This is a genomic window from Plantibacter sp. AC185 (assembly GCF_979258065.1).
In genome coordinates this window covers 481,702-499,594 of record NZ_OZ409831.1, presented here as the reverse complement: position 1 = coordinate 499,594, position 17,893 = coordinate 481,702, and the positions used below count along the sequence as shown (strand labels likewise).

The window sequence follows — 17,893 nt, the reverse complement described above, 5'->3', positions numbered from 1 at the left end:
CGGCGGTGCGGGGGCAGGCTAACACGAAAGGTCGGATGTCTGCTGTCCGGTGGGCCGGCGTGGTCAGGACGTCGGACCTCCTGCGCGTCGACGGTTCAGGCATCGTGGGGTTCGAAGACCTGCACGGGCACGCCGGTGTCCAGCGATGCCTTCGCCGCCAACGCGACCGACAGGGCCGCGAGGGCACTCCGGCCGGTCACTCGGAACGGTTGGACGTCTCGCTCCACGCAGTCGAGGAAGGAAGCCATCTGTCGTCGGTAGGGATCGGTCTCGTCGAGGTCGTAGGGGCCGTGCGCGGCGGCCGATCCCAGCGCGTCGACCGAGAGCGGCGGTGCGTGGGTCGGGGACGCACCGACGAATCGGTGGGCGATGAGCCCGGTGCTGCCGAGCACCTCGATGGCCGAGCTGAATCCGAAGGCCGGCGGGAGCTCCATGGAGGTGAGGACGCGCCCGATCCCGCCGTCGGCGTAGTCGACCGTCGTCTCGATCGGGCGACCGGTGCCGGTGCGTCGTGCTGACACGGATCGCGGCTGACCGAGGAGCTGGTTCAGCTGGTCGAAGTCGTGGATCGCGAAGTCGACGAGGGGGCCGCCGGAGCGTCGCTCGTCCTGCCACCACGGTGACGGGCCGGCGGGGGAGCTCAGCCGTTCGGCCGTGACGGCGAGGGGTGTGCCGACAGCCCCGGCCCGCACCGCGTCGTCGATCACCTCGTACCCGCCGAAGAACCTGACGACGTGCGCGACCATGAACGTCCGGCCGGACTCGTCGGCGGCCTGCAGGATCGCGTTGGCGTCGGCGAGCGTCAGGGCGATCGGTTTCTCCAGCAGGACGTGCTTGCCGGCACGGAGCGCCCTGACGGCGAGATCCCGATGGGTGTCGGTCGGCGTGCAGATGACGACGATCCCCACGGAGGCATCCAGGAGCACCTCGTCGACCGAGGTGGTGAGTCGTGCGTCCGGTGCCTCCGGCATGGCTCTCGGCGACCGAGCCGAGCACAGGTAAGTGATCCGGTCGGCTGCACCGAGTCCGGCGAGCGCGCGGACGTGCGCCAGTCCCATGGCACCGGTGCCGATGACGGCGATCCGGTCCGCCGTCACCGCGTCGCCCCAGCAGCCAGGTCCTCGCGCAGGCGGCTGAGGGTCGCGTCGTCGACGTCCCCGCCCAGCATCCTGATGCCCAGGGCGGCGGCTCCGACGAGGCCGTCGGCGACCGGGACGAGTCGGGCACCGGCGGCAGCCGACGACAGGCGCTCCGCGGCTGAGGGGACGGAGGGGAGGAGTCCATCGACGAGCACGCTGCCGCCGACGACGAGCGTGCTCTCTCTGTGGTCCGAATCCGGAGCCAGCACCCGTTCCACGAGGACCGCCAGGCGGTCGACGGCAGCGTCGAGGATGGACCGCGCGACGTCGTCGTCCGCGGCTTGGAAGGCGAGCGGCGCCAGGCGGGCGATGGCGATGGGGGGACCGTCGTTCACCGAGCGGATGAGTGTGTCGAGTACCGGGGACCGGCGGTGGTCCGCGTCACCGGATGAGGACGGGTCCGGCGTGAACCCGACCGCCTGGGAGAGCAGCGGGGTGAGTCCCGTGCGGGGTCCGATGCCGTCGAGGTCGGCGGCGACCGCGCGGATCACGCGCCGGGCGATCCAGAATCCGGAGCCGCCATCGCCGAGGAGCCAGCCGGCACCGCCGACCTCCCGGACGACGAGACGGTCCCTGATCCGTCCCGCGACGCTCCCGGTCCCCGCGACGAGCACGACGCCGTCCGGCGACGCCGAGCCGGAGCCGTACATGCCGAGCAGATCCGGTTCGATGACGACCGGTCCGAGTCCGAGCGGTACGAGGTGCGCGTCCAGGGCGCGGCGGTAGGCGTCGGACACCTGCCCCGCCTGTGTGATCACCACGAGCGCCCCGGACGGGAGGGGCGGTATGGACGACGTCGTCCTGGCCTGGTCGAGTGCGGCACGAGCCGCGAGCGCGATCTGCGTGGCAGCGCTGTCCACACCGGACGACGTCGGATTCCCGCCGCCCGCGCGCCCGGAACCGAGGCGACGTCCTGAGGCGTCCACGAGCACCGCGCGGGACGAGGTGCCGCCGGCGTCGACCGCCAGAGTTGTTTTCATCATCGTCATCATCTCGAAACATGTTGCCGTGGGCCACAACGTACTGTAAGAATCAGTTTCGCGTCACTCCAACGAAGGAGAAAAGGAATTTCCATGACTGTTTCCATCCGCACCGACCCACCGGTCGAGCACGCCACCGGCGTGACCAACCGGATTCGGTCGCGGATGCCGGAGATGTCCGGGGTCATGCTGCGTATCGCGGACTACCTGTTGGAGAACCCCGACGCGCCCCTCACACTCACGATCGGTGAGCTCGCAGCCGATTCGGGCGTCTCAGCGGCGACCATCACCCGCTTCTGCCGGATCATCGGATACACGGGCTACGCGCCGTTCCGGGTCGACCTCGCCAAGGACTTCGGTCGCAGCACCGCTCGCGACTCCTGGCAGACCGACATCGGCCGGGCGTTCGGCCCCGACGACTCGGCTCCGGACGTCCTGAGCACCCTGCTCAACGCGCACACCCGGACGCTGCGCGAGACCGCCGATGTGATCGACCTCGAGGTCATGCTCGAGATCGCCGCAGCCATCGCGCGCAGCCGGAACGTCGACATCTACGGTGTCGGCGGCAGCGCGATGCTCGCCGACGAGATGCAGGCCAGGCTGTACCGCATCGGCATCAGCACGCACGCCTGGTCGGAGGTCCACGCGGGCCTCACGAGCGCGGCGATCCAGGGCCCGGACTCGGTCGCCCTGGGGATCAGCAACACCGGGCGCACCGAGGAGACCATCCAGATGCTCCGCCAGGCGGGTCGCGCGGGCGCGCTCACCGTGGCGATCAGCAACAACCCGGACTCCCCGCTCGTCGCCGCGTCGACGCTGGCCATCATCACCTCGGCCCATGAGCGGTTCCTGCAGCCCGACGACCTCTCCGCCAAGCACGGTCAGCTGTTCGTCCTGGACCTGTTGTACCTGTTCGTCGCGCAGCAGAACTTCGAGCGCACGACCAAGCGCCTCGCGGCCTCCGCCCTCGCGGTCGCCCCACACCGCCGACCGACCAAGGCCGGAGCCCTGTCCGAGACCGCCTCGCCCGTGGGCGTCTGAGAGGAACCGAATGAGCACCACATCCACCACGACCTGGACCGATCACGTCGATCGCTACACCGACGAGGTCACCTCGCGCCTCGCGGACATCACCCAGGCGGCACGGTCCGGCGAACTCGACCCCGCGATCGACCTGCTGGTCGCGGCCCTCGAGCGCGGAGCGGTCATCCAGGCGTTCGGTACCGGCCACTCGGAGGCGTTCGCGATGGAGATCGCCGGCCGCGCCGGTGGATTGATCCCGACGAACAAGATCGCCCTGCGGGACGTCGTCCTCCGCGGTGGACGGTCCGTCGACGACCTCGGTGGTGCCGCGCTGGAGCGCAGCGGCGACGTCGCGGCGGAACTCTTCGCGATCTCCCCGGTGGGGGAGGGCGACGTGTTCATCATCGCGTCGAACTCCGGTGTCAACGGGTCGATCGTGGGACTCGCCCTGATCGCCAAGGAGCACGGCCACCCCGTCATCGCCGTGACCTCGCTCGAGCACACCTCGCGCGTCGAGCCGAAGCACCCGAGCGGGCTGCGGCTCTCCGAGGTGGCCGACGTGGTGCTCGACAACCGTGCTCCGTTCGGCGACGCGACCATCGAGGTCCAGGACGGCGTCCCGGTCGGCGCGGTGTCCTCGATCACGGCGGCCTACCTCGCGCAGCTCCTCACCATCGGCGTCGCGGCGAGGATCGCGGCAACCGGCGAGACCCCACCGCTCTACATCTCGGCCAACATCCCGGGCGGCGACGAGCACAACAGTGTGCTCGAGGACCGCTACCGGGGCCGGATCAGACGTGACGCCTGAACCCGAGGCGTCGCACCACCCGCACCACACACCCGACAACACCACCCCGACAGCACCACACCCGGGCAACACTCGAATCACTGGAAGGTAGACCGATGGACAAGCAGCCAGCAACGCTCCAACGCCGCGATTTCCTGCGAGGAGCACTCGCGACCGCGATCCTCCTCCCGCTGGGCGGGACGCTCGCGTCCTGTGTCGGCGGCGGAGGCGGGGCGACCACCACCGGCGGACCGGTCTCGGCCGACAACCCGTTCGGCATGGCCGCCAACTCGACGGTCGACGCCGTCATCTTCAAGGGCGGGTACGGCATCGAGTACACCGAGTTCGCCGGGAAGCTCGTCGAGAAGCAGCAGGCGGGCTCGACCGTCAAGGTCACTGCCGCGACGAACATCGCGCAGACGCTCCAGCCGCGGTTCGTCGCAGGCAACCCGCCGGACGTCATCGACAACAGCGGCGCCGGCCTCATCGGCATCAACACCATCCGCGAGCAGCTCGCCGACCTGACGGACGTCATCGAGGCGAAGAACTACGAGGGCAAGGTCATCAAGGACACCCTGTACCCGGGTGTCGTCGAGCCGGGCACCTTCGACGGCAAGTTCGTGCAGCTGAACTACGTGCTGACGGTCTACGCGGTCTGGTACTCGGCGGCGCTCTTCGAGGCGAACGGCTGGACGCCCCCGAAGACCTGGGCCGAGGCACTCGATCTCGGTGCGAAGGCCAAGGCGCAGGGCAAGTACCTGTTCGGTTGGGGCACCGAGGCGGCCACCTACTACCTGACGATGGCGATCGCGTCCGCGATCAAGGAGGGCGGCGACGAGGTCCGTCTGGCGCTCGAGAACCTCGAGGCGGACTGCTGGTCGAAGCCGGCCGTCCAGGACGTGCTCAAGGGTCTCAAGGCGATCATCGACGCCGGGTACGTCAAGCCCGGTGGCGCCGGAACGCAGTTCACCGCTGCGCAGGCGCAGTGGAGCAACTCGGAGGACTTCATCCTCTACCCCTCGGGTGGCTGGATCGAGAACGAGATGAAGACCCAGACGAAGGACGGCTTCAAGATGACCGGCGCGCCCGAGCCGACGGTCTCCGCCGACTCCGCCCTGCCGTACTCGGCGCTGCACAGCACCGCAGGTGAAGGGTTCATCGTCCCGTCGCAGGGCAAGAACGTCGGCGGTGGCAAGGAGTTCCTGCGGGCCATGCTGTCGAACGACGCCGCGGTGAACTTCGCCAAGACGACCTTCTCGTCGACGATCGTCAAGGACACGATCCCCGAGGACGGCTTCGGCTCGACGGCGCTCGTGTCCCAGGTGAAGATGTTGAACGACGCCGGCACCGACGTGTTCTCGTGGAGCTTCATCGACCTGTACGGACTCAACACGGACCTCCTCGTCCTCTGGAACACGTTCCTGCAGGGTGGTTCCGACGTCGCCACCCTCACCAAGGGCATGCAGGACATCTCCGACAAGGTCCGCAACGACGACTCCGTGGACAAGGTCACCGTCAAATGACGGCGGTCGGCACGCCGATCGGGAAGGTGGGAGGGGCTACCCCTCCCGCCGCCCGGCGGTTGCGCCGCCGGGACTTCACGTTCGACCGGGTCTCGTTCTTCCTGGTCTTCCTGATCGTGCCGGTGGTGGGGTACGTCGTCTTCGTGGTCTCGCCGTTCGCGCAGGCGGCGTACTACTCGTTGACGAACTGGTCCGGGTTCTCCCCGGGCATGGACTTCGTCGGGTTCTCGAACTACACGAAGCTCTTCCAGGACCAGACCTTCCTCCAGTCCATGGGCAACAGCGTCGCGCTCGCGATCGTCCTGCCGCTCGTGACCCTCGGGATCGCGTTCCTCTTCGCCTCCCTCATCACGATCGGCGGACCGAGCAACGGTCCGATCCGCGGCCTCCGCAACTCGAGCGTGTACCGCGTGATCACCTTCTTCCCGTACGTCGTGCCGGCCATCGTCATCGGCCTCATCTGGAAGCAGATCTACGACCCGTCGTCCGGGCTGCTGAACGGCTTCCTGACCGGCATCGGGCTCGACCAGTTCACCTCCTTCGCCTGGCTCGGTTCACCGGACACGGCGATGATCGCGACCATGTTCGTCATCGTCTGGGGACTCATCGGGTTCTACACGGTGCTCTTCATCGCGGCGATCAAGGGCGTGCCGGCCGAGGTGTACGAGGCGGCACGGATCGACGGCGCGGGTCGCCTGCGGACCGCGCTCACGATCACGATCCCGCTGATCCGCGACAACATCCAGACGGCGTACATCTACATGGGCATCCTCGCCCTCGACGCGTTCGTGTACATGGCCGCGTTGAATCCCGGCGGCGGCCCGTCCAACACGACGCTCGTGATGTCGCAGCAGCTCTTCACGACGGCGTTCACCAAGGGCCAGTTCGGCTACGCCTGCGCGATGGGGGTCGTGCTCGCGCTCGTCACCCTGATGTTCGCGGGCGTCGTCTTCCTGGTCAGCCGACTCACCGGCGGCAACGATGAAGGGGTGGCGGAATGACCGTCCAGACCACGGCGACGACCGCGAACCCAGCGGTCGTCGGAACCGGCACTCGCACACCGGCCAGCCGCAAGCCGACCACGGGCGACCGCGTCGTCGGGACGGCATCGCACACGGTGCTCATCATCTGGTCGATCGTGGTCGTCGTCCCGCTGCTCTGGACGGTCATGTCGTCGTTCAAGACGAGCTCCGAGATCTTCGCCTCGCCGTTCTCGCTGCCGTCGAAGTGGAACTTCGACAACTACGTGAACGCGTGGACGACGGCCGGTATCGGCAGCTTCTTCCTGAACTCGATCGTGGTGGTGTTCGGCGCCCTGATCGTGACCATGCTGTTCGGCTCGATGTGTGCGTACGTGCTGGCGCGGTTCCGCTTCTTCGGGAGCCGGGCCATCTACTACCTGATGCTCGCCGGCCTCACGTTCCCCGTGTTCCTCGCGATCGTGCCGTTGTTCTTCGTGCTGCAGAGCCTCGGGTTGCTCAACTCGCTCCCGGGACTCATCCTCACGTACGCGGCGTTCGCCTTCCCGTTCACGGTGTTCTTCCTGTTCTCGTTCTTCAAGTCGCTGCCGGTCTCCATCGCGGAGGCGGCCGCGATCGACGGAGCGGGGGAGTGGCGGACCTTCTTCCAGGTGATGCTGCCCATGGCGAGGCCGGGGCTCGCGACCGTCGCGATCCTCAACTTCGTGGGGCTGTGGAACCAGTTCCTCCTGCCGGTGGCGCTCAACTCGAACCCGCAGAACTACGTGCTGACGCAGGGGATGGCGTCCTTCGCCGCCCAGGCCGGGTACTCGGTGGACTTCGGTGCGCTCTTCGCGGCGTCCGTGATCACCGTGGTCCCCGTGCTCATCGTGTACCTGATCTTCCAGCGCCAGCTGCAGGGTTCGGTGTCGCAGGGCACGGACAAGTAGCGCAGCGGCGTGCGCGTCCTCGGCTCGAGCGGATCACTGGAACAATGGGTCCAATGAGCCTCCAGTCGCCAATCGCCGTCGAGATCGCCGTCCAGGACGTGGAGGGGGTCCGCATCGCCATCCGCGAGGGAGCCCAGCGGGTCGAGCTGTGCCAGGCCCTCGGCACCGGTGGGCTCACCCCCTCCATCGGACTGGTCATGGCGGCGGTCCGCGCTGCGGACGAAGCCGGGCTCAGCGACTTCGTGCACGTCCTCGTGCGTCCGCGAGAGGGCGGTTTCGTCTACTCGCCCGCGGAGATCGACGTCATGTCCGGCGACATCCTCGCGCTCGAGGCCGCGGGTGCTGCGGGCATCGTCGTCGGCGCCCTCCGGTCCGATCGCACGATCGACCTGGAGGCGCTGGCGCAGCTGCGTCAGGCTGCGGGCTCGCTCGCGGTGACGTTCCACCGGGCCGTCGACGCGACGACCGACCCCGTCCGGTCCGCCGACCAGCTGCGCGACGCCGGTGTGGACCGTCTGCTGACGTCCGGCGGCGCGCGGGCGAGCATCGACGGCGCGGAGAAGCTCGCGCAGATGGCCTCGAGGGGCGACAGCTCGATGCAGATCATGGCCGGTGGCGGCGTCACGATCGATGCGATCCCCGCCCTCGCGCGGGCGGGTGTCGACGCGGTGCACCTCTCCGCCCGTCGTCGTGCCGGCCGGGTCACGGAGACCGGCCCCGGCGGAGGGTCGCCGAGCTACGACATCACGGACGCGACGACCGTCGCTCGCGCGGTGGCCGCGGCCAGGCGCGCTGCCGTCGCCGTCTGAGATCCGTCGGCACTGACGGGATCGTCGACAGGTCCCGTCGAGCGATCAGATCGCCACGATGACGAGGGCGAGGATCAGCACGAGCTGACCGATGAGCCGTGGGACGAACGGCACGGCGAGGCGGCCGAACCGCTCGGGCTGCCGCGCGGCCGCGGCGTTCGCCGGGAACACCGCGACGAGGAACACGATCAGGCAGACCACTGCGGCGAGCCTGGTGGGTGGGACGAGCAGGCCGACGCCGCCCGCGATCTCGCACACACCGGTGATGGCGACGAGCATCCGCGGTGTGATGGTGCTGCCCCGCAGGAGTCCCGGGATCATCGCGGCCATGGTCCTCGCCGGTCCCGGGAGGAAGTGGAGGACTCCCATGCCGATGAACATGATCGCGAGGACGACGGTCAGGGCGGACTGCAGGAGCGGGAACGGGTTCACCAGGCAATTCTGCTCCGTCGCGTCCGGATCGCCGCACTCGGTGGTCGGCCCGGCGGCGATAGGCTGGCGGTATGACTGAGCCGCGGGACGAAGACGCGCTGAGCTGGGCGGGCGACGACGATCCGACGCTCGACGCCTCGGCTTCCGGCGACCGGACCACGTTCGAGCCCGCATCGCCGGAGCCGATCACGCGTGGTCGGGCGACCGCGTCGGTCCAGCCGGCCGCGGAGTCGGCCGGTCCAGGTGCGGAACCGGTCGCCCCTCCTGTCGAGGTCGACGTCGCGAAGCCGACCGACCGGGTCACGGACGAGGCTGCCGCCGGAGAGCGCGAGCAGATGAGTTCGGTCATGCTGGTCACCCTCGGCATCTTCGGTGGGGTCTTCCTGCTGTACAGCGTCGGTTGGCTGATCTCGGCGTTCCGTCCTGACGCGGCCGTGCCGAGCGACGCGGTCGGCAGGTTCATGTTCGATCTCGGACAGGGACTCGCGGTCGCCGCGGGACCCGTGTGGATGGCCGCGACGCTCTGGTTGACGCGTGGCGGCAGACCCGTCGTCAGGATCGCGATGCTCCTGCTCGGTGTCGTGCTCGTCCTGCCCTGGCCGTTCCTCCGAGGAGTGTGACCCTGATGCCCTCCACCACCGCGGACCCCGTGTCGAAACCCGCCGCCGAGCGACCCGGCTGGCTCAGCTGGTCCATCGCCGTCCTGTTCGGCCTGTTCTTCGCTTATGACGTCTTCGAAGCCGTCGGCAACCTCGTCGGCATCGTCGGGACGGCGAACGGCCTCGCCGTTCCGGTCCTGCCGCTCGGCTGGGTCGTCCTCATCGGCGGCCTGCTCCTGCCGGTCGTGGCCTTCGCGATCGCCTTCTGGACCGGTCGCGAGCGGTCGCTCGGCGAGCAGGCCGTGCGCTACCTCGTCGCCCTGTGCGTCGTCGCGGCGATCTCGCTGTCGGTCCTCGCGATGTTCGGCGCGCAGCAGCTGATCGACCTCTCCGTCTGACCCGGCCGCCGCATCGTCACACGACGAACCGCCCGGTGCGCCTCCGATAGGCTTGCGATGGCCGCCGGACACCGACGCGCTGCCCACCCCACTGCTACTGCGAAGGAACCGTTCCGTGTCGAAACCGGTCGTACTGATCGCCGAAGAACTCTCACCAGCAACCGTCGACGCCCTCGGGCCCGACTTCGACGTGCGCTCCGTCGACGGGACGGACCGCCCGGCTCTGCTCGCGGCGATCGCCGACGCCGACGCCATCCTGGTCCGATCCGCGACCAAGGTCGACGAGGAGGCCATCCAGGCGGCCACCCGGTTGAAGGTCGTCGCGCGCGCGGGTGTCGGTCTCGACAACGTCGACATCAAGGCCGCCACGACGGCCGGGGTCATGGTCGTCAACGCACCCACGTCGAACATCATCTCCGCGGCCGAGCTCACCGTCGGCCACATCCTGAGCCTCGCCCGCCACATCCCGGCCGCGCACGCCGCGCTCGCCCAGGGGCAGTGGAAGCGGTCCAAGTACACCGGTACCGAGCTCTATGAGAAGACCATCGGCATCATCGGCCTCGGCCGTATCGGTGCCCTCATCACGGCCCGTCTGCAGGCGTTCGGCACGAACGTCATCGCGTACGACCCCTACATCACGTCCGCTCGTGCGCAGCAGCTCGGGGTGCAGCTGGTCACGCTCGACGAGCTGCTGGCGCAGTCCGACTTCATCACCATCCACATGCCGAAGACGCCGGAGACGACGGGCATGATCGCCGGCCCGCAGTTCGCGCTCATGAAGCCGACGGCCTACGTCGTCAACGTCGCTCGCGGCGGCCTGATCGACGAGGACGCGCTGTACGAGGCGCTGTCCAACAACGTCATCGCCGGTGCCGGCCTCGACGTCTTCGTCAGCGAGCCGCCCACCGACACGAAGCTGCTCGGGCTCGAGAACGTCATCGTGACGCCGCACCTCGGTGCGTCCACGGATGAGGCACAGGAGAAGGCCGGCGTCTCGGTCGCCAAGTCCGTGCGCCTCGCGCTCGGCGGCGAACTCGTCCCGGACGCGGTCAACGTCGCCGGCGGCGTGATCGACCCCTACGTCCGTCCTGGCATCCCGCTCGTCGAGAAGCTCGGGCAGGTGTTCGCCGCGCTGTCGACCTCGTCGCTCACGAGCGTCGACGTCGAGGTCCACGGCGAGCTGAGCGGGTACGACGTCAGCGTCTTGAAGCTGGCCGCGCTCAAGGGGATCTTCACGAACATCGTCAGCGAGACGGTCTCGTACGTGAACGCCCCGCTGCTCGCCGAGCAGCGCGGTGTCGTCACGCGCCTGCTCACCGACGAGGTGAGCGAGGAGTACCGCAACGTCATCACGCTGCGCGGAGCCCTCAGCGACGGATCGCAGATCTCGGTGTCGGGCACGCTGACGGGCACGAAGCAGACCGAGAAGATCGTCGAGATCAACGGCTACGACGTCGAGGTGCCGTTCGCGAAGCACCACATCGTGATGGTCTACACCGACCGACCCGGCATCGTGGCCGTCTACGGCCAGCGGTTCGGCGAGGCGGGCATCAACATCGCGGGCATGCAGATCGCCCGTCACGAGGCCGGTGGCCCGGCGCTCAGCGTCCTGACGGTCGACTCGCCGGTCGCCGACGACGTCCTCGAGGTCATCCGCGAGACGATCGACGCGACGCTGCTCCGCGAGATCGACATCACCGAGCAGTAGCCCGACCGCTGCTCCGACCCGATGCCCCGCGCCGTCCGGTGCGGGGCATCGTCGTCCGCAGGCCGAGGCGCCGACGCCGTTCCGATGCGCCCGGCGGGCGTCGCGGCTCAGCGCCCGCCGGCGGGGAGCAGTCGCGCGATGACGGCCAGGAGTCGCTCGATCGACTCGTCGCTGCCCTCATCGGGGTCGCTGACCCCCATGCCGAGCTGCGCCGTGTTGGCGTAGAGGCCGTCGGACATCAACACGATGGCGCGAGCGGTGTCGGGGTCGCCGACGGCGTCCTCCACCGTGCGCAACCAGCTCCGGCGGATGTCTGCCATCGCGTCGCTCGCCTGGGCGTGCTGTCCTTGCGCCAGCCGCGCGACGGCGATGATCGTCCGGTCGAAGGGGGTGCCGCAGTCGACGGAGGTGCGCACGAAGTACTCGACCACGCCCTCCGGGGCCGCGAGCATCCGCGCCGTGTCGGCCTCGCTCATGTCCGAGAGCCGCTCGATGAGGCCGTCGACGAGGGCCTCCTTGCTGCCGAAGTGGTAGAGCAGTCCGCCCTTGGAGACACCGGCCGCCGCGGCGACGGCGTCGAGGGTGGCGGCGCGTTCGCCCTGCTCGATGAGGAGTTCGGCGAAGGCGTCGAGGACGCGTTCTCGGGCTGCGGTCTGCTTCGCCATGGCTCCATCGTATTCGGCTCGTCGGATTCGGATTGATACTATACCGGCTGGACGGTATAGTCGAGCGGGCGGCGCCTGACCGGCGCCGTTCTCCACGCTTTGAAAGAGGTCACCGTGTCCACCGCCACCGAACCCACCGCCGTCGCCGCTCCCCGTGCCGGTCGGCGAGCCTGGTTCGCGCTCGCCGTCCTCATGCTCCCCGTCCTGCTGGTGTCGGTCGACAACACGGTCCTCAACTTCGCGTTGCCCGCGATCTCGAGCGCGCTCACCCCGACCGGCACGCAGCTGCTCTGGATCGTCGACATCTACCCGCTGGTCCTCGCCGGCCTGCTCGTGTCGATGGGCAGCCTCGGCGACCGCATCGGTCGTCGTCGCCTCCTACTCATCGGCTCCATCGGATTCGGTGTCGTGTCCGTCGCCGCGGCGTTCGCGCCCAGCGCCGAGCTCCTGATCTCGGCTCGGGCGGCGCTCGGGTTCTTCGGAGCGATGCTCATGCCGTCGACGCTCTCGCTGCTGCGGAACATCTTCCTCGACCGCGACCAGCGACGGTTCGCCATCGCCGTCTGGGCCAGCGGGTTCGCCGCCGGCAGCGCACTCGGGCCGATCGTCGGTGGGATCATCCTCGAGCACTTCGCCTGGGGCGCGGTGTTCCTGCTCGCCGTCCCGGTGCTCCTGCCGCTCGTCGTCCTCGCGCCCTTCCTCATCCCGGAGTCGAGGGACCCGAACCCCGGACGCATCGATGTCCCGAGCATCCTGCTCATCCTCCTGACGATGACGCCGCTCGTGTTCAGCATCAAGCACCTGGCGGAAGCCGGCTTCGACCTGCTCACGGTGGTCTCGATGGTCGTCGGCGTGGTCAGTGGTGTCCTGTTCATTCGCCGTCAGCTCCGCCTCGAGCATCCGCTGCTCGACCTGAGCCTGTTCCGGCGGGCCTCGTTCAGCGGTGCCGTGGTCATCAACCTGTTGAGCGTGACGGCGCTCGTCGGTGGGCTGTTCTTCGTGTCGCAGCACCTGCAGCTGGTGCTGGGCCTGCAGCCGCTCGACGCCGGGCTCGTCCTGCTTCCCGGCCTCATCGTGATGATCATCGCCGGCCTCGTGATCGTGCCCATCTCCAAGCGGATCCGTCCGGGCATCGTGGTCCCGATCGCACTCGTCGTGTCCGCCGTCGGCTACGCCTCCATCGCGATCACCGGGGGAGACGTGTCGGCCCTCGGGATCGGCCTCGCGTTCGTCGCGCTCGGGCTCGGCATCGGCTCCGCCGAGACGGTGTCGAACGAGCTCGTGATCGCGAGTGCGCCGCCGGAGAAGGCCGGTGCGGCGTCCGGTGTCTCCGAGACCGCCTACGAGCTGGGAGCGGTGCTCGGCACGGCGACGCTCGGTACGGTGCTCACCGCGTCCTACCGTTCCTCGGTCGTCCTGCCGGACGGACTGACCCCTGCGCAGCAGCAGGCGGCGGGGGAGACCCTGGGTGGTGCGGCGACGGTCGCCGAGCAGCTGCCCGGCGACCTCGCGGGTGCGCTCATGGACTCCGCGCGGCACGCCTTCGACAGCGGTGTCGGTGTCGCAGCGTGGATCGGCGTCGGCCTCATCGTGGCCGCCATGCTCGTCGCGGCGATCGGTCTGCGCCGGGTCCGGTAGGGCTCCGCGGATCGTGCCACCCGGAGACGGGTGGCACGATCCGCCCGAGGTCGGAGGCGTTAAGCTGGGCGCACACCGTCGTCGCATCCTCAGGAGTCGCATGTCCCGCACCGTCAAGCTCGCAGTCATCCCCGGCGACGGGATCGGTCCCGAGGTCGTCGGCGAGGCGCTCAAGGTCCTCGATGCGGCGGTGCAGGGTGGCGACGTCCGGTTCGAGCAGACGCCCTTCTCGCTCGGCGCCGCGCGGTTCCTCGAGACCGGCGACGTGCTGACCGACGCAGACCTCGCCGCGATCGCCTCGCACGACGCCATCCTCCTCGGAGCGGTCGGCGGCGTGCCCGGCGACCCCCGGCTCGCGAACGCGAACATCGAGCGTGGACTGCTCCTCAAGCTCCGGTTCAGCCTCGACCACTACGTCAATCTGCGCCCGACCGTGGTGTACCCGGGTGTCCCGAGCCCGCTGAGCGAGCCCGGCGACGTGGACTTCGTCGTGGTCCGTGAGGGCACGGAGGGGCCGTACGTCGGCAACGGCGGAGCGATCCGCCAGGGCACGCCGCACGAGATCGCGAACGAGGTCTCGGTCAACACCGCCTACGGGGTGGAGCGGGTGGTGCGCTACGCGTTCGCCGCTGCGGCCGCGCGTCGGGGGAAGCTCACCCTCGTCCACAAGACCAACGTCCTCGTCTTCGCCGGTTCGCTCTGGAAGCGCGTCGTCGACGCGGTGTCCGCGGAGTTCCCCGACGTCGCGGTCGACTACCTGCACGTCGACGCGGCCACCATCTTCCTCGTCACGGATCCTGCTAGATTTGACGTCATCGTCACGGACAACCTCTTCGGCGACATCCTCACCGATCTGGCCGGCGCGATCAGCGGCGGCATCGGACTCGCGGCCTCGGGAAACATCAACCCGGACGGCACGTACCCGAGCATGTTCGAGCCCGTCCACGGATCGGCGCCCGACATCGCCGGGAAGCAGCTGGCCGACCCGACCGCCGCCATCCTCTCCGTCTCCCTGATGCTGTCGCATCTCGGCCTCGAGACGGAGGCGGCGCGAGTCGCCACTGCCGTCACCGCCGACATCGCCGCCCGCACCGGCGCAGCACGCACGACGACCGAGGTCGGCGATGCGATCGCGGCCCTCGCGGCGAACCGGTAGACGCCCACCAGACACGCAGATCACGACGGAAGACACCATCATGACGATCAACCTCCCCATGGCGCAGCGCGAACTCGCCTTCACCGTGACCCCCAACGAGCAGCCCGTCCCCGCCGCAGAGCGCGACGCGATCCTCGCCGATCCGGGCTTCGGGCAGCACTTCACCGACCACATGGTCGACATCTGCTGGTCCGAGCGCGGTGGATGGCACCGCCCACGGGTCCAGGCCTACGGTCCGATCTCGCTCGACCCGGCTGCCGCCGTCCTCCACTACGCCCAGGAGATCTTCGAGGGCCTGAAGGCGTACCGTCACGCCGACGGCTCCATCTGGTCGTTCCGCCCCGACGCCAACGGCCGCCGCCTGCAGCGCTCGGCCAAGCGGCTCGCGCTGCCGGAGCTCCCGGTCGAGTACTTCGTCGAGTCGATCAAGCAGCTCATCGCCGTCGACGGCTCCTGGGTGCCGTCCGCGCCGGAGACCAGCCTGTACCTGCGGCCCTTCATGTTCGCCAAGGAGGCGTTCCTCGGCGTCCGCCCGGCGAAGAAGGTCAACTACTACGTCATCGCCAGCCCGGCCGGCGCGTACTTCACCGGCGGCGTCACCCCCGTGTCCATCTGGCTGTCCACCGACTACAGCCGTGCGGGCAAGGGCGGCACCGGGGCGGCGAAGACCGGCGGCAACTACGCGTCCTCCCTGCTCCCGCAGGCCGAGGCGTACGAGCACGGGTGCGCCCAGGTGCTCTTCCTGGATGCACAGGAGGCGACTTACATCGAAGAGCTCGGCGGGATGAACGTCGTCCTCGTCAAGCGCGACGGCACGCTCGTCACGCCGGAATCGGACTCGATCCTCGAGGGCATCACCCGCGACAGCATCCTGCAGCTCGCGGAGGACCGCGGACACCGGGTGGAGCGCCGCCGGGTCACGATCGACGAGTGGCGCGAGGGCGTCGAGAGCGGCGACATCGTCGAGGTGTTCGCCTGCGGGACGGCTGCGGTCGTCACGCCGATCGCGCAGCTGAAGGCCAAGGACTTCACCGTGGGCGACGCCGACGCTCCGGCGGGCGAACTCACGATGTCGCTGCGCCAGGAACTGACCGACATCCAGTACGGCCGCCTGCCCGACCGCCACGGGTGGATGACGCGTCTCGACGCCGAGTAGCCTCCGAGCAGCCTGGGAAGCCCCGCACCTCGTGCGGGGCTTCCGTGTCGCCGGGGCACCTCGGGATAGGCTGGCCTGGTGAAAATCGCTCGCTTCAGTCACGATCAGGCCATCCGCTACGGCATCATCGACGATGCGGATCTCGTCGTCCTCGACGGCGATCCGCTCTACTCGGGCTTCGAACCGACGGGGGAGCGCGTCCCGCTCGCGGATGCGGTCCTGCTCGCGCCGGTCATCCCTCGCTCCAAGGTCGTCGCCGTCGGCAAGAACTACCACGACCACGCAGCCGAGATGGGTGGGGAGGCTCCCACCGAGCCGCTGCTCTTCCTGAAGCCCAACACCTCCGTGGTCGGGCCGGGAGACGCCGTCGTCTTCCCCAAGCAGTCCGAGCGCATCGACTTCGAGGGTGAGCTCGCCATCGTGATCGGCGGCGTCGCCAAGAACGTCAGCGCGGAGCGTGCCGACGAGGTCATCTTCGGCTACACGATCGCGAACGACGTCACGGCCCGCGACCTCCAGGAGTCCGACGGTCAGTGGGCCCGCGCGAAGGGCTTCGACACCTTCTGCCCGCTCGGCCCCTACATCGAGACGGAGTTCTCCTTCGACGGCGCGACGATCGAGACCCGCGTCGACGGTGAGGTCCGCCAGCACGCCCCGCTCTCCGACATGGTGCACTCCATCGGCGCGATCGTCGAGTACGCATCCGCCGTCTGGACGCTCCTCCCGGGCGACGTCATCCTGACCGGGACGCCGGCCGGCGTCGGACCCTTCACCGACGGCCAGGTCGTCGAGGTCGAGGTCTCGGGCATCGGCATCCTGCGGAACACCGGCCGCCGGCCCTGACCCGCGTCAGCTGCGCTGACCGAGAGCGGTCAGCGCAGCTGCGACGTCGTCGTCGGTGTTCCAGAGGTGGAACGCGACCCTCGCCCGGCCTGCGCGACCCGATGCCGTGATCCCGGCCGACTGCAGCGCCCGGAGGTCGTGTCCATCCGGATCCGTCCACGTCACGATGGCCGAGGCCGTCCCGGTGAGGAGCGACCGGCTCTCGCCGATGCCCGCCCGGAGCGCCGCTGCGAGCCGGGTGTCGTGCTCGTACACGGCGACGGCGTCGACCGCCGCGAAGAGGGCGATGGCGGGCTCGGCGCCGACCCAGGCCTGCCACGCGGGGGAGACGTCGAACCGTCGTGCGCTCTCGGCGAGATGCAACGACGGGCCGTAACAGGACGACCAGACGTCGTCACCCGAGTACCAACCGGCCTGGCTCGGTCGGAGGCGGTCCATCACCTCGTCGCGCACCGTCATGAAGGCCACACCTCGTGGCGCGCAGAGCCACTTGTAGGCGTGGCACACGGTGATGTCGTCGGCCGAGGCGTCGACGGGGAGCCACCCGGCCGCCTGTGTGAGGTCGTTGAACGTCAGCGCGCCGTGGACGGCCGCCGCCTCACGGATCGCGACCACGTCGGCGACCGCGCCGGTCGCGGACTGCACTGCGGAGTAGGCGACGAGCCAGGTCGAGGCGTCGATATGGGAGGCGAGTTCGATGAGCGGTGCGTGGCGGACACGCACGCCGCGGTGCGCCTGCATGAGGAATGGAGCGACGAGTGAGCTGAAGTCGCCCTCGACGCAGAGGACCTCGGCGCCGTCCGGCACCGACGCCGCGACCATGGCGACCATGGCGGAGGTCTGGGATCCGATCGCGACCGAGCGGACCGGCACGTGGACCAGCTCGGCGAAGGAGCCGCGCACCCGCTCGACGACGGCGCCGTAGGCGGCTGCATCGGTTCGAGCCGCCTGCCACGCGGAGAGGTCGGCCATGATGGCGTCCGTCGTGCCCGTCGTCGGCAGTCCCAGCGTGCAGGCGGCCAGGTAGCCGGGTGCGGATGGGAAGGATCCGCTGGCTTCCTGGAGGCTGAGGGTGCTCATGCATCCAGTCTCTTCGCCGGGTATCCATGCCACAAGGACCGGCTCTCG

At 69.3% G+C, this 17,893-nt stretch carries 18 protein-coding genes; 13 read left to right on the top strand and 5 right to left on the bottom strand.

Annotation, left to right across the window (positions count from 1 at the left end; genetic code table 11):
- Positions 1-95 precede the first annotated feature (95 nt).
- Both ACZZZB_RS02290 and ACZZZB_RS02285 read right to left on the bottom strand, forming a co-directional pair.
- A complete protein-coding gene (locus tag ACZZZB_RS02290) occupies positions 96-1,097 on the bottom strand; it encodes a Gfo/Idh/MocA family protein (RefSeq protein WP_463528883.1) in 1,002 nt (333 codons plus the stop codon).
- Positions 1,094-2,119 carry an N-acetylglucosamine kinase gene (locus ACZZZB_RS02285; protein WP_463528882.1) on the bottom strand — a complete coding sequence of 342 codons (1,026 nt, stop codon included), beginning with the start codon at positions 2,117-2,119 and terminating at the stop codon, positions 1,094-1,096. The genes ACZZZB_RS02290 and ACZZZB_RS02285 overlap by 4 nt, the downstream gene beginning before the upstream one ends.
- 93 nt (positions 2,120-2,212) lie before the next feature.
- On the opposite strand from ACZZZB_RS02285, the gene ACZZZB_RS02280 reads away from it, so the two are divergent.
- From ACZZZB_RS02280 to ACZZZB_RS02255, 6 genes are all read left to right on the top strand, one after another.
- Positions 2,213-3,160: a MurR/RpiR family transcriptional regulator gene (locus tag ACZZZB_RS02280; RefSeq protein ID WP_079002196.1), complete on the top strand. Its 948-nt coding sequence runs from the start codon at positions 2,213-2,215 to the stop codon at positions 3,158-3,160.
- A 10-nt stretch (positions 3,161-3,170) separates the two neighbouring features.
- Positions 3,171-3,950 (top strand): sugar isomerase domain-containing protein, encoded by a 780-nt coding sequence (locus ACZZZB_RS02275; RefSeq protein WP_192018160.1) that lies wholly within the window; start codon positions 3,171-3,173, stop codon positions 3,948-3,950.
- 95 nt (positions 3,951-4,045) lie between these two features.
- A complete protein-coding gene (gene ngcE, locus ACZZZB_RS02270) occupies positions 4,046-5,452 on the top strand; it encodes an N-acetylglucosamine/diacetylchitobiose ABC transporter substrate-binding protein (protein ID WP_079705609.1) in 1,407 nt (468 codons plus the stop codon).
- Positions 5,449-6,453, top strand: a complete 1,005-nt coding sequence (locus tag ACZZZB_RS02265; protein WP_079705610.1) for a carbohydrate ABC transporter permease — start codon at positions 5,449-5,451, stop codon at positions 6,451-6,453. Before ngcE ends, ACZZZB_RS02265 begins: the two co-directional genes overlap by 4 nt.
- Positions 6,450-7,361 carry a carbohydrate ABC transporter permease gene (locus ACZZZB_RS02260; protein ID WP_079705611.1) on the top strand — a complete coding sequence of 304 codons (912 nt, stop codon included), beginning with the start codon at positions 6,450-6,452 and terminating at the stop codon, positions 7,359-7,361. Before ACZZZB_RS02265 ends, ACZZZB_RS02260 begins: the two co-directional genes overlap by 4 nt.
- Positions 7,362-7,414: 53 nt before the next feature.
- Positions 7,415-8,170: a copper homeostasis protein CutC gene (locus ACZZZB_RS02255; protein ID WP_064296255.1), complete on the top strand. Its 756-nt coding sequence runs from the start codon at positions 7,415-7,417 to the stop codon at positions 8,168-8,170.
- Between the two features lie 45 nt (positions 8,171-8,215).
- Here the strand turns inward: ACZZZB_RS02255 and ACZZZB_RS02250 are convergent, their stop codons facing one another.
- A complete protein-coding gene (locus tag ACZZZB_RS02250) occupies positions 8,216-8,602 on the bottom strand; it encodes a DoxX family protein (protein WP_463528881.1) in 387 nt (128 codons plus the stop codon).
- Between the two features lie 71 nt (positions 8,603-8,673).
- Here ACZZZB_RS02250 and ACZZZB_RS02245 point away from each other — a divergent pair, with 71 nt between their 5' ends.
- The 3 genes from ACZZZB_RS02245 to serA all read left to right on the top strand — a co-directional run bounded on the left by ACZZZB_RS02245 (position 8,674) and on the right by serA (position 11,307).
- The gene (locus ACZZZB_RS02245) at positions 8,674-9,222 is read left to right on the top strand and encodes a hypothetical protein (RefSeq protein WP_463528880.1); all 549 of its coding nucleotides are present in this window, start codon (positions 8,674-8,676) and stop codon (positions 9,220-9,222) included.
- Positions 9,223-9,227: 5 nt separating this feature from the next.
- Positions 9,228-9,599, top strand: coding sequence for a bacitracin resistance protein (locus tag ACZZZB_RS02240; RefSeq protein WP_139382441.1), 372 nt, complete (start codon positions 9,228-9,230; stop codon positions 9,597-9,599).
- 115 nt (positions 9,600-9,714) lie between these two features.
- Positions 9,715-11,307 (top strand): phosphoglycerate dehydrogenase, encoded by a 1,593-nt coding sequence (gene serA, locus ACZZZB_RS02235; protein WP_071260923.1) that lies wholly within the window; start codon positions 9,715-9,717, stop codon positions 11,305-11,307.
- Between the two features lie 107 nt (positions 11,308-11,414).
- Here the strand turns inward: serA and ACZZZB_RS02230 are convergent, their stop codons facing one another.
- Positions 11,415-11,972 carry a TetR/AcrR family transcriptional regulator gene (locus ACZZZB_RS02230; protein WP_079705616.1) on the bottom strand — a complete coding sequence of 186 codons (558 nt, stop codon included), beginning with the start codon at positions 11,970-11,972 and terminating at the stop codon, positions 11,415-11,417.
- A 114-nt stretch (positions 11,973-12,086) separates the two neighbouring features.
- Here ACZZZB_RS02230 and ACZZZB_RS02225 point away from each other — a divergent pair, with 114 nt between their 5' ends.
- From ACZZZB_RS02225 to ACZZZB_RS02210, 4 genes are all read left to right on the top strand, one after another.
- Positions 12,087-13,610, top strand: coding sequence for an MFS transporter (locus tag ACZZZB_RS02225; protein ID WP_463528879.1), 1,524 nt, complete (start codon positions 12,087-12,089; stop codon positions 13,608-13,610).
- Between the two features lie 100 nt (positions 13,611-13,710).
- Positions 13,711-14,766: a 3-isopropylmalate dehydrogenase gene (locus tag ACZZZB_RS02220; protein WP_138946787.1), complete on the top strand. Its 1,056-nt coding sequence runs from the start codon at positions 13,711-13,713 to the stop codon at positions 14,764-14,766.
- 40 nt (positions 14,767-14,806) lie between these two features.
- Entirely contained in the window at positions 14,807-15,922 is a 1,116-nt protein-coding gene (locus ACZZZB_RS02215; protein WP_085510591.1) for a branched-chain amino acid aminotransferase, read from the top strand.
- 78 nt (positions 15,923-16,000) lie between these two features.
- Positions 16,001-16,765 (top strand): fumarylacetoacetate hydrolase family protein, encoded by a 765-nt coding sequence (locus ACZZZB_RS02210; RefSeq protein ID WP_064296260.1) that lies wholly within the window; start codon positions 16,001-16,003, stop codon positions 16,763-16,765.
- Positions 16,766-16,771: 6 nt separating this feature from the next.
- Here the strand turns inward: ACZZZB_RS02210 and ACZZZB_RS02205 are convergent, their stop codons facing one another.
- A complete protein-coding gene (locus tag ACZZZB_RS02205; RefSeq protein WP_463528878.1) occupies positions 16,772-17,845 on the bottom strand; it encodes an aminotransferase class V-fold PLP-dependent enzyme in 1,074 nt (357 codons plus the stop codon).
- Positions 17,846-17,893 lie beyond the last annotated feature (48 nt).